This window comes from Vibrio sp. V38_P2S17PM301 (assembly GCF_009904845.1).
Classification (GTDB): Bacteria; Pseudomonadota; Gammaproteobacteria; order Enterobacterales; family Vibrionaceae; genus Vibrio; species Vibrio proteolyticus.
Genome location: NZ_WXWO01000034.1, coordinates 34972 through 47569, shown reverse-complemented (window position 1 = coordinate 47569; position 12598 = coordinate 34972). Strand labels below are relative to the sequence as shown.

Annotated in this window: 8 protein-coding genes; 2 read left to right on the top strand and 6 right to left on the bottom strand. The window is 55.3% G+C overall.

Annotated elements, in window-relative coordinates; translation table 11 throughout:
- Positions 1-172 precede the first annotated feature (172 nt).
- The 3 genes from acs to CAG64_RS07920 form a co-directional block, all read right to left on the bottom strand.
- Entirely contained in the window at positions 173-2122 is a 1950-nt protein-coding gene (gene acs / locus CAG64_RS07930; RefSeq protein ID WP_161447902.1) for an acetate--CoA ligase, read from the bottom strand.
- A 201-nt stretch (positions 2123-2323) separates the two neighbouring features.
- Positions 2324-2956, bottom strand: coding sequence for a 3'-5' exonuclease (locus tag CAG64_RS07925; protein WP_161447900.1), 633 nt, complete (start codon positions 2954-2956; stop codon positions 2324-2326).
- Positions 2957-2967: 11 nt separating this feature from the next.
- Complete coding sequence (locus CAG64_RS07920) at positions 2968-4797, bottom strand: DUF294 nucleotidyltransferase-like domain-containing protein (protein WP_161447898.1); 1830 nt, start codon at positions 4795-4797, stop codon at positions 2968-2970.
- Between the two features lie 191 nt (positions 4798-4988).
- Between CAG64_RS07920 and CAG64_RS07915 the strand changes: the two genes are divergently transcribed.
- Entirely contained in the window at positions 4989-6179 is a 1191-nt protein-coding gene (locus CAG64_RS07915) for a 3-phenylpropionate MFS transporter (RefSeq protein ID WP_161447896.1), read from the top strand.
- Between the two features lie 105 nt (positions 6180-6284).
- Positions 6285-9713, top strand: a complete 3429-nt coding sequence (locus CAG64_RS07910; protein ID WP_161447894.1) for a PAS domain-containing hybrid sensor histidine kinase/response regulator — start codon at positions 6285-6287, stop codon at positions 9711-9713.
- A gap of 30 nt (positions 9714-9743) precedes the next feature.
- Here the strand turns inward: CAG64_RS07910 and CAG64_RS07905 are convergent, their stop codons facing one another.
- From CAG64_RS07905 to CAG64_RS07895, 3 genes are all read right to left on the bottom strand, one after another.
- A complete protein-coding gene (locus tag CAG64_RS07905) occupies positions 9744-10238 on the bottom strand; it encodes a hypothetical protein (protein WP_161447891.1) in 495 nt (164 codons plus the stop codon).
- A gap of 96 nt (positions 10239-10334) precedes the next feature.
- The gene (locus CAG64_RS07900; RefSeq protein WP_021707230.1) at positions 10335-12062 is read right to left on the bottom strand and encodes a sodium:solute symporter family protein; all 1728 of its coding nucleotides are present in this window, start codon (positions 12060-12062) and stop codon (positions 10335-10337) included.
- A gap of 12 nt (positions 12063-12074) precedes the next feature.
- The gene (locus CAG64_RS07895; RefSeq protein WP_021707231.1) at positions 12075-12338 is read right to left on the bottom strand and encodes a DUF4212 domain-containing protein; all 264 of its coding nucleotides are present in this window, start codon (positions 12336-12338) and stop codon (positions 12075-12077) included.
- Positions 12339-12598 lie beyond the last annotated feature (260 nt).

Genomic DNA, 12598 nt, shown 5'->3' with positions numbered 1-12598 from the left:
GCGCAAATGGCAGCAATTTACTGGTCTAATCTCCTATACTATCGCGCTGAAATTCTGTAACCAGGTTAACAGAACGCACGTTTGACCGCCTGTCGGCGGGCAATCGCATCCGCTTGGGGCAATAAAAAACCGCCACACAGAGGTGGCGGTAAAGGAGCACAAAGGGTGAGCCTTACATCAGTTCGGCTTTTTCTTTGATCAGTTTATCGACCACACTTGGATCGGCGAGCGTGGATGTGTCCCCCAGATTACTGGTGTCGCCTGTGGCTATCTTACGCAGGATGCGACGCATGATTTTGCCGGAGCGGGTTTTCGGTAGCGAGTCGGTCCAGTGCAGAACATCAGGTGTGGCAATCGGGCCTATTTCTTTGCGCACCCAGTCTTTGACTTCTTTGTGCAGCTCGGCCGACGGGAATTCACCATCGTTGAGGGTGATGTAGGCATAAATGGCTTGGCCTTTGATATCGTGTGGAATACCGACGATCGCCGCTTCCGCGATTTTTTCATGCGCGACCAGCGCTGACTCGATTTCGGCGGTGCCCATGCGGTGCCCGGATACGTTGAGCACGTCATCAACCCGGCCGGTGATCCAGTAGTAGCCATCCTCGTCACGACGCGCACCATCACCGGTAAAGTACATGCCTTTAAAGGTGGAGAAGTAAGTCTGCTCAAACCGGTCATGATCACCATACACAGTGCGCATTTGCCCAGGCCAGGAATCGAGGATCACCAGGTTGCCTTCGGCGGCTCCTTCAATGAGGTTGCCCATGTTATCGACCAGAGCCGGTTGCACGCCGAAGAAAGGACGGGTTGCCGAACCGGGTTTCAGTTCGGTGGCGCCTGGCAGGGGAGTGATCAAAATGCCCCCGGTCTCGGTTTGCCACCAGGTATCGACAATCGGCGAGTGTTCATTGCCGATGGTTTTGTAATACCATTCCCAGGCTTCCGGATTGATCGGTTCACCGACCGATCCCATGATACGTAAACTGTCACGTTGGGTGCCTTTCACCGCTTCGTCGCCTTTGGCCATCAACGCACGGATGGCTGTCGGTGCGGTGTAGAGGATGTTGACCTGGTGTTTGTCGACCACTTCACTCATGCGGCTGGTGCGTGGGTAGTTGGGCACGCCTTCAAACAGGATGGTTTTCGCCCCGTTCGCCAGCGGGCCGTAGACCAGATAGGTGTGGCCGGTGATCCAGCCGACGTCGGCGGTACACCAGAAGGTCTCGCCTGGCTGATAGTCGAACACATACTTGAACGTCATGGTTGCGTACACCAGGTAACCCCCGGTGGTGTGCAAAACCCCTTTCGGTTTGCCAGTCGAACCTGAGGTATAGAGGATAAACAGCGGGTCTTCGGCTTTCATTTCTTCGGGCGGGCAGTGATCCGACACGCTGGATGTGGCCGCGTGCCACCAGACATCGCGATGCTCGTGCCAGTCGATGTCGCCGCCGGTGCGCTTGAGGACTACTACTTTATTGATGGTTTTCACGTCCGGGTTGGTGAGCGCTTCATCGACGTTTTTCTTCAGTGGCACCGCGCGTCCACCGCGCACCCCTTCGTCCGCTGTGATCACCACTTTTGCGTCCGAGTCGATGATCCGCCCGGCCAGCGCTTCGGGTGAGAACCCCCCAAACACCACGGTGTGCACCGCACCGATTCGGGTACAGGCCAGCATGGCGACTGCCGCTTCCGGCACCATCGGCATGTACAGACACACCACGTCGCCTTTGTTCACTCCTTGCGCTTTGAGCGCGTTGGAGAAACGGCACACTTCCTGATGTAACTGGTTGAAGGTGAGCGTTTTGTCGTCTGCCGGATCATCGCCTTCCCAGATGATCGCGACGTCGTCGCCGCGCTCGGCCAGGTGGCGGTCAATACAGTTGGCGGAGACGTTCAGTGTGCCGTCTTCGAACCAGCGAATGTCCACATGGCCAGTATCGAACGAGGTGTGTTTGACTTTGCTAAAGGGCTTGATCCAGTCGACGATGTTGCCGTGTTCTCTCCAGAACCCTTCCGGGTCGTGCACCGATTGCTGGTACATGGCCAGATAAGTGTCATTATCCGCATGTGTCGTTGCTTTAATATTGTCTTTGACCGGATAAATGTGGGCTTCACTCATTACGTATCTCCTTGTGAATTCTGAGACATCCTTTTTTTGAAACCGGCGCAAACCGCCGGCAGGAAAATCTGCTGTAGTATAACTGTCTGTCACTGCACCGGATTCGACAATTAGACTTTAGGATGAGAATGACGTTTACGCTGAAAAACCAGCGGCTTATAGCGAGTTTTGCGAACAGGATCGACCCACTGGCTCGCTGCGTTAGCGGACATAAGGGAAATTGAGGCTCGGCAGGTCGCCTTTGGTCAGGCGCACGTAGACCAGCGCTGCGGAAATGGCATCCTGCAGCGCATCGTGTTTGTGCTGAATCGGCAGACCTAGGTGGTGGCAGATCGCATCCAGACTGAGGTCGAAATAAGCGTTGGGCAAATGCTGCTCCAGTTTGTCGTGGTAGATCTGACTGACTTCAATCACCGGGTTGGGTAAAGGGAATCCCAGTTGACGGCGACAGGCCAGATCCAGAATGCGTTTGTCATACCGGATGTGATAGCCGACCAGAGGCCGGTTGCCGATGAAATCGAGCAGGCGTACCAGCGCATCTTTTTCTCTGATGCCGTCGTGCAGATCCTGATGACGAAGATGGTGGATTTTGACGGAGCCGGAGTCGAGCGACTGCGGCGCTTTGAGTTTGACTTCAAAGGGCCGGCTGGTGATCACCCGGTTGTCGATGATTTTGGTCGCTGCGATGGTGACCAGCTCGGCGCGCTCGGGATCGAGGCTGGTGGTTTCACAATCCAGCGAGACGTATTCAGATTTGTCGAGTGGGCCAAACAGGGGGCGATAGGCCGAGCCTTTAAGCCTCAGATACCAGTATTTGCGTGTCAGCCAGTTCATGTCAGTGCTCCTCAGTCCCGGATCTGGTAGTGATAGCCGAGGAACTGTTTAAATTTTTTCACCGCGTGCAGGCTGTGGCGCAACAAGTCACGCTCAGTGCGGTCGAGGTGATTGGGGTCGATATGGTTGTCGATACTGTGGGTCGACAACTGCTGAGCCAAGCGCAGTTTAAAGAACAACTTCAATGCTTCGCTGAGATTGTCTGCCGTCTCTGGTTCCAGAATCCGTTTGCGGCGCAAGGCATCAATCCGTTCAAAAGTGTTTTTCTCCGGCAGCGCGTATTCCAGTGCCAGAGCACGAATGCCGTGCACCACCGGGAAAATCCCGCCCCGTTTGATGTCCAGCCCGTCTTTGTCTGTTTTTACGTTGCCAAACAAGCTTAGGGGCACTGAGAACTGCAGTGCGGGGCGGGTAAACTCAGACAGCACCAGCATGCGGTTTTTCATGCGCTCGCGCAGGTGCGCGGCGACCGGCTCCAGAAGCTGGCGGTTGCCAGCGACGGCATGGGCATCAGCGATGATGGCCAGATCCATCACGGATTCCGGTTGTGCCCGTTCGATCCAAGTGGACAGGGTGGCTTGCCATTCGCTCTGACTCTTGACCCATTTGGGATTATTGACCATCACTTTGCCTGGACAGAGCGGGTAACCAAGCTGCACCAGGGTGTGAGTGAGCGTTTCCATCACGGCCTGACATTGATGCCATTGCAGACCGTCTTTGATGATCAGGGCGTTGTCCTGATCGGTTTTTAAGATCTGCTCGCCCCGTCCTTCGGACCCGAGCACCAACATGCAACAGTGATCGTGCAGTGCCGGTGGCACTACCAGCTCAAATGCTTTTTCAATGATCTGTTCATTGACGGCCGAAATCAGCTCCATGATAAAGCGAGTGCGGATGCCGTTTTTCAAAAGGCTTTCAACCAACTGACGCTGACGGTTGGAGGCCAGCGCCAGTTCCTCCACGCTGCTGGCGCGGGCAATACTCAGTGTCAGCACGTGCGAGTGGGTCGAGAAGGCGCTGAGTATCTGGGTCATATCGAGCATGCCGACGGCGTCCTGGCCGTCGGTGACCATCAGGCGCTTCATTCGGTTACGCGTCATGGTGATCAGGGCATTAAACAGGAAATCGCCTTTTTCGACGTGAAACACCGGGAAAGTGGCGATGCGCCCAACTGGTGTGTCCTGCGTATGGCCGTCCAACATTACGGCGTGCAGCAGGTTGGTTCGCGTGACGATGGCATACGGATGATGAGCACCAGGCTGATCGAGCAAACGGATATCCGAGTCGTTGAGACGCACCAGTGCGGCGTCTGCCCCACGCGCTTTGAGTTGCTGGGTCACTTGATTCAGCGGTTGATCCGGCTCTAGAATCATTGGAGGATGATAGATCGAAGCGTCGACTTTGGTCAGAATGAATTCGGCCAGGTTTTGCTGCTGCTGAGCGGCTTCTATCAGCTCCTGACGCCGGGCGAGGTTATTGTCAAAATAAGCCGCGAACTGGCCGTTGCTGTGATAAAGCTCAAGGAACACCGCTTTGGGTAACAGGTAGGCGAGGGTGTCTTCCAGTGCCACGTACTGATGGCGTGCCTGTTCGTCAAACATCGCTCGCACGTCAAACAAATCGTCGTTGGCGTAATGCGCAAAAATCTCGTTGCCATCGGCGCTGCGCTCTTCCACCACCCCTTTGATCAGTATGTACAGGTAGTCGCTGGCTCTATCGGCTTTGAGCAGAGATTCGCGCGCACGGAAGTAAGCTACGTCGAGTGAACTGCGCAGTGTTTGCTGCTGGCTGGCGCTCAGCCGGTCAAACGGCGGAGACTGCATATTGAATTTATCTGGCATAGACGCAACCGAAATAAAGGACTCATTCAAGTGTGACAAATCCTGCCAATGCCTCCAGACGACTTTGGTCTAATGTCGTGGCAGCGTATCGAATAGGGAAACAGTTCGTTGCGTAATATTCCCTTTTTGTTCAAGCTACTCGCACTCATAATATTGAGGTTTTTATCGCTCATTTTTTCAGGATCTTAGACATGTTGAAGCCCTCTCCGTACGGCTGGATTTCCCAATACTTCATCGGTTTTTTCTTTGCGTACGGGGTCTATCTGCCGTTTTGGGCGTTGTGGTTTAAAGATCAGGGGGTATCGGCGGCCGACGTCGGTGTGCTGATGGGGCTCGGTTTTGCTACGCGCTGTGTGGCGAATCTGGTGCTCACCCCTCGTATTCACAAGGCGGAGCATCTGATCCCGGCGCTGCGTGGCTTGAGCGTGGCCGCGTTGGCGTTTGTTGTCTTTCACCTCTTTACCGGCGGCAGTTTCTGGATGATGGCTTTGGCTACGGTGCTGTTTAACCTCTGCTGTGGGCCGATTGTGCCATTGTCCGACGCGATGGCGAATTACTACGCGCGCCTGAAGATGCTCGATTACGGCCGGACTCGTTTGTGGGGCTCCGTTGCGTTTATTGCTGGCTCGCTGGCGGTGGGCTATCTGGTCAAACTCTACGGCGCCAATATGATCATTTACACTGCGCTGGTTGGGGTCGCGTTTTCGATTTTGGTGGCGGTGCGTCACCCGACACCGATGCCGGTCACTCAGCAGACAAGCCATCAACCACGACCGAAACTCGGCCAGTTGCTGTGCGAATGGCCAGTGGTTAAGTTTCTGCTATTGGTGGCGCTGTTGCAGGGAAGTCACGCCGCGTATTACGCGTTCAGCTCGATTTACTGGAAAGAAGCGGGTCATTCCGAGGCCGTCATTGGCTATTTATGGAGCCTGGGCGTAGCCGCAGAAGTGCTGTTGTTTGCGGGCAGTAAACGCTTGTTTGCCGGCTGGTCGCTACGGGCGATGTTTGTGGTGGCCGCGCTGGGGGTGATGGCGCGCTGGGGGATGACGGCGTCGACGACCGCGATCGCCGCGCTGGTGATGATACAACTGCTGCACGGGGTGACGTTTGCCATCGCACACATTGCTGCCATCCAGTACATTCAGCATGCTGAGCCACATAAGATGGTGGCACTGCAAGCGCTGTACAATGCGATTCCTCTCGGCGCCTTTATTGCGCTGATGACCACCTTGAGCGGGTGGGGTTACGAGCAATGGGGCGCTGGCGTATTCTGGGCCATGGCAGCCATGGGCGCCTTGGCGCTGTTGATTCGAGTGGAGGAACATCCCGGGTCAGTGCACGATGGCATGGCAGAGAAAGCGGAGGCCAAAGCACAGAATTAGACTCAAGCGATTGAGATCATTGAGCAGACTTTGTTAAATGAAACCTCCTCCTGAGCGGCATGGCTCGCGGGGAGGTTTTTTCTTACCCAGCTGCAAGGATATCTGATGCAAGGATGGATAGTTATCCCGGTTTCGCTGATGTACCTGGTGCTGCTGTTTATGGTCGCTTGGTACGGCGACCGGCAGAGTCACTGGTTGGCGAAATGGCGCCCGTGGATCTACAGCTTGTCGATCGCGGTGTACTGTACCTCATGGACGTTTTATGGCACGGTCGGTCAGGCGAGCAACAACCCCTGGTCGTTTTTGCCGATCTATCTCGCCCCGGTGATCGTGTTTACGCTGTTCTGGCGTGTCATTGCCCGGCTGATCTTGATCGCCAAGCGCGAGCACATTACCTCGATTGCCGATTTCATTGCCGCCCGCTATGGCAAATCTCAGGGGCTGGCGGTGGCGGTCACTCTGATCGCGGTGGTCGGTATCCTGCCGTACATTGCCTTGCAGCTGCGCGGTATCATGATGGGACTGGAAATCATCGCGCCCGATCTGACCACTCAATATGGTTATGAGAACTATCAGGTTTCCTGGTTTGTGGTGATCGCGCTGGCGATATTTACCATGCTGTTTGGTACCCGACATATCGATAATACCGAACACCATCGCGGCATGATGATGGCAATCGCATTCGAGTCGATTGTCAAATTGGTGGCTTTTTTGGTGGTGGGGGTGTTCATTGTCTATCTGGCGCTCAGTCGTCAGGACATCAATCTGGCGCAGATTGCCAGCGATACCTATCAGGCGCCCAATATTCCGACGCTGCTGATCCATACTTTTCTCACCATCATGGCGATCTTCTGTCTGCCGCGCCAGTTTCACACCATGGTGGTGGAAAATGAGCGGGGTCAGGACTTGCATACCGCGCGCTGGTTGTTTCCGCTCTATCTGATCCTGATGGGGGTGTTTGTGCTGCCGATCGCCTGGGTCGGACAGGGATTACTGAGCGGCAGCCCGGCGGATACCTACGTCATCAGCGTGCCGATGCTGGTTGGGGCTAGCGACATTGCTTTGCTGGCGTTTCTTGGCGGCACATCGGCGGCGAGTGGTATGGTGATTGTCTCGACTATCGCACTGGCGATCATGGTGTCGAATGATCTGGTGATGCCGTTGCTGCTGCGGCGAATGCGTCTCTCGCAGCGCAATTACCGCCACTTCTCCGGATTATTGCTGATCATCCGCCGCGCGCTGATCCTCTTGCTACTGATGGGCGCGTGGGGCTTTTATCAGGTATTGGGAAGTATTCACTCACTGTCTGCGATAGGTTTTCTCTCGTTTGCCGCGATCACCCAGTTTGCGCCGGCGCTGCTGGGCGGGATGTACTGGCGGCAGGGTAACCGCAAAGGGGTGTACGTGGGTCTGGCGGTCGGGTTCGCCTTGTGGCTGGTCACGCTGATGAGCCAGACCGACATGCTGGCCGGCAGCGCTGAGTCAAATCTGCTGCTGTGGATGATCGCGCCGCCTCAGTTGCTTGATGACTGGGGACTGCGTCCGTCGGACTGGGGCATGGTGTTGAGCGTGGCCGCCAATGCGGCCTGTTACGTGGTGGTCTCCTTACTGACGCGTCCGAGTCTGAGTGAACGCCTGCAGTCCGCCACCTTTGTCGGCGCGCCGTTGCCAGAATCGGAAAACATCAGTTTGTATCAGAGCCGGGTGACGATTGCGGAGCTGGAAATGCTGGCGTCCCGTTTTGTTGGTCGCCATCGGGTGCGCAGTGCGTTTCGTCAGTACTGGAGCCAGCAGCGTGAAACCCTGCTGCCTAATCAGCAAGCCCCTTCGACGCTGATCCGCCATACCGAACGGGTGTTGGCTGGGGTGTTTGGTGCCTCTTCTGCTAAGTTGGTGCTTACTTCGGCGCTGCAAGGCAGAAATATGCAGCTGGAAGAAGTGGCGACCATCGTTGATGAAGCCTCCGAGCTGTACGATTTTAGCCGGGGCTTGCTGCAAGGGGCGATTGAACACATCGGTCAGGGCATTGCGGTGGTCGATAAACAGCTGCGGCTGGTAGCCTGGAACCAGCGCTATCTGGAATTGTTTGAATTCCCGCCCGGTCTGATTCAGGTCGGGCGGCCGATTGCGGACGTAATTCGCCACAATGCCGAACAAGGTTTGTGTGGCCCGGGCGACCCCGAAGACCATGTCCGGCGCCGGGTGTATCACTTGGAGCAGGGGACCCGACACACCTCTTCGCGGGTCAGACCGGATGGCCGGGTGATTGAAGTTCAGGGGAATCCGATGCCGGGCGGCGGCTTTGTGATGAGTTTTACCGACATTACGGTGTTCCGGGAGGCGGAGCAGGCGCTCAAAGACGCCAATGAAACGCTCGAAGAGCGTGTGCACGAGCGGACGCAGGAGCTGGAGCAGCTCAACAAGAAGCTGGTGGCCGCAACGCAGCGTTCGGACCTGGAGTCCAAGTCCAAATCTCGTTTTCTGGCGGCGGTGAGCCATGATTTGATGCAGCCGCTGAACGCCGCGAGGCTGTTTGCTTCGTCGCTTTCTGAAGTGGCCAAAGAGGATGACAGTCGGACGCTGGCCCTGCACATTGAAAGTGCGCTTGGCGCCGCGGAGGATCTTATCGGCGATCTGCTGGATATCTCGCGTCTGGAGTCCGGCAAACTGGAGATCCACATGCACGCTTTTGCGCTGCGGGATGTACTGGCTAATCTGGATGCCGAATTCAGTGCGCTGGCCAGGCAGCAAGGGATCGACTTTACGCTGATCCCATCCGGGCTGTTTGTCAACTCCGATCCCAAATTGCTCCGGCGGGTGGTGCAGAACTTTCTGACCAACGCGTTTCGTTACAATCCGCACGGCAAAGTGGTGCTCGGCGTGCGCCGCTGTGGGCAACAGGTGCGGATTGAGGTATGGGACAACGGCACCGGTATCGATGAAGACAAGCAACAGATGATCTTCGAAGAGTTTACCCGTGCGAGTAGCGTGCGCTCTGATCAGGGGCTCGGGCTTGGGCTGGCGATCTCCAAAGGGATCGCTCATGTGCTTGGTCATCAGATATCCATGCGCTCGTGGCCGGGCCGCGGCAGTGTCTTCTCCATCACCTTAGATCGTGCTGAGCGTATTGCCCCTGTGGTGGCACCGAGCTTGGCTGAGCCGAGTAGCGTGGCGCATCTGCGTGTCTTGTGTGTCGACAATGAAGAGGACATTCTGGTCGGAATGGACAATCTGCTTGGCCGCTGGGGCTGCGATGTGCGCACCGCACTCGATCTGGTTCAGAGCCTCAGAGCGCTGGAAGACGGCTGGGTGCCGGATGTGATCTTGTCGGACTACCGTCTGGATAATGGCCGTACCGGGTTGGAAGTTTTGCAGCAGTGTCGTTTACGGCTCGGAGCGCGTTTTGCCGGTGTGATCATTAGTGCCGATCGCACACAGGATATGCTGGATGCGATTGAGTCGAATGGTTTTGGTTTTTTGGCCAAACCGGTCAAGCCGCTTAAATTGCGCGCGATCCTCAACCGGGTGGTGTAACAGGCCGGGTGCCAAACCCGGCTCGGGAAGTCAGTTGCGCTGCTTGTCGTCGAGCAGTGTCTGGTACACCACAAAGTCGGTCTCGGTTTCGCCGAAATACGTGGTGCCGTTGGCAGAGATAGCCACTCGCAGACGGCTTGTGTCGCTGCTTGGGGCTGGCAGGGTAATGGTCCAGTGCTGCGCGCTGTCATCACTGCGTTGCATATCGACTGGTGCCGCGGTCTGATCCGGGTGATTAACCAGGGATACCTTAACGCCTTCCAGCGGATAGTCGGCTTTCAGCGACAGGTCCAGTTGCTGTTTGCCAAGATGCTCCGAGCGGAACTGGACTTTAAAATCCCCATTTTCCATGTCGCACAGACCACTGGTGTAGCGGCAGTTGGATTTGCTGGCCAGTTTGTAAGTGGCTCCTTCCTGTGCTGGTTGAGCTTTTTCGCTCACCGCCATATCGGTGCCGAAATAAGCGATGATCGATAAGATAGGGGCGATCAACAGAGCAATAATAAAGTGCTTGTTTTTGAACATGTTTGGCTTCCTTGCAACAACAGCTATGGCGCTAACATACGCGATCAGGGCGAAGAAAAAAGCCCCCGAAGGGGCTTTTGTGTGATGGGTCGTTAATTAGTGTGATTGTGCTTCGCCGGCACCAACCGGTACACGAACATGCTCAACCAGATCTTTAACTTCCTGTGGCGTTTCGGTGGTCACTTTCGAGACCGCGAAGGCGACGATAAAGTTAAACACCGCACCGATGGCACCAAAGGCGTTCGGTTCAATGCCGAGGAACCAGTTGCTGCCCCAGCTTTCCAGATATGTCCATTCCGGAATGAACAGGATCCCTTTGTGCTGGAAGACGTAGAACAGTGTGATGCCGATACCGGTGATCATGCCGGCGATCGCCCCTTCTTTGTTGATGTTCTTGCTGAAGATACCCATCATCAAGGCCGGGAAGATAGAGGAAGCGGCCAGGCCGAAGGCCAGCGCTACCGTACCGGCGGCAAAGCCCGGCGGATGCAAGCCGAGGTAGCCAGAGACCGCAATGGCCACGGCCATGGATATCCGGCTGGCGAGCAGCTCTTTCTTCTCGGAAATGTTCGGGTTGATCACCCCTTTGATCAGGTCATGGGAAATGGCGGATGAGATCGCCAGCAACAAACCGGCTGCGGTCGATAGTGCGGCAGCCAGGCCCCCTGCGGCCACCAGAGCAATCACCCAGTTTGGCAGTTTGGCGATTTCCGGGTTGGCCAGTACCATTATGTCGTTGTCCACTTTCAATTCATTGGTGTCTGCGTTGGAAGTGTACTGGATGGCGCCATCACCATTTTTGTCTTCAAATTTTAATAACCCGGTGGTCTCCCAGTTTTTAAACCAAGCCGGACGTTCGTCATACACCAGATGCTGTCCCGGAGCCGGGTTGACCGTATCCATCAGATTAAGGCGTGCCATGGCAGCCACAGCAGGGGCGGTGGTGTACAGAATCGCAATAAACACCAGTGCCCAGCCAGCAGAAGTACGCGCGTCGCGCACTTTCGGGACCGTGAAGAAACGGATGATCACGTGTGGCAGGCCAGCAGTACCGATCATCAGAGACATGGTGTAGACAAACATGTTGAGTGTGTCACCGCGCACCTGGGTGGTATATTGACTGAAGCCGAGTTCGGTCACCACCTGATCCAGCCGGTCAAGCAGATACTGATCGGTGCCCGCCATGGTGCTGCCCAGCCCGATCTGCGGCAGTGGATTCCCGGTCAGTTGCAGAGAGATGAATATTGCTGGAATGGTGTACGCCAGAATGAGGACGCAATATTGAGCAATCTGCGTGTAGGTGATGCCTTTCATCCCGCCCAGAACGGCGTAGATGAAGACGATACACATCCCGATGCCAAGGCCGGTCGCGTAGTCCACTTCCAGGAAGCGACCAAACGCAACACCCACGCCTTTCATCTGACCGATAACATAGGTCACAGACGCGATAATCAGACACGCTACGGCCACCACGCGAGCGGTTTTGGAGTAGAAACGCTCACCGACAAATTCCGGTACTGTGAACTTGCCAAATTTACGCAGGTACGGTGCCAGTAAGAGAGCCAACAGAACGTAGCCGCCCGTCCAGCCCATCAGGAAGACCGAACCACCGTAACCCATAAAGGCGATCAGGCCAGCCATGGAAATAAACGAGGCCGCTGACATCCAGTCGGCCGCCGTGGCCATGCCGTTGGCGATCGGGTTGACCCCGCCGCCAGCGACGTAGAATTCTTTAGTGGAACCGGCTCGGGCCCAGATGGCGATACCGATGTACAGCAGGAAGGTGGCGCCGACCACGAGATATGTAATTGTTTTAAGATCCATCTCTAAAGCTCCTTACTCATCCACGTTGAATTCGCGGTCAATCTGACGCATTTTCCACGCGTAGTAGAAGATAATCACCAAAAAGGCGTATATCGATCCTTGCTGCGCAAACCAGAAACCCAGTTTGTAGCCGCCCAGTTGGAATTGGTTGAGTTCATCGACAAATAAGATGCCGCAGCCAAAAGACACGACAAACCAAATCACCATCAGCATGGTCATCAGTTTGACGTTCTTGCTCCAATAGGCCTTGGCTCTTTCTTCACTTTCAAACGCCATTGCCGTCTCCTTACGAGGTTGTTTGTTAAAAAAGTGTTTCAGTCTCTACAATAGCAAGCTGATGTCGATTACTCTTTTCAACTTTAGTCGTGCGTAGATTAATAAAATTGTATTTAATTTCAGCTGATTGGGTTTGATTGATAAAAAATAACGATGTTAATGTGGTGTTAAATTAGCCAAAGGTCTAATAACGATACTGTCCAAACGGCTGCATAAAGTTTTTACATAATTCAAACCGGATGGATTCTCTGTTAGAGGGC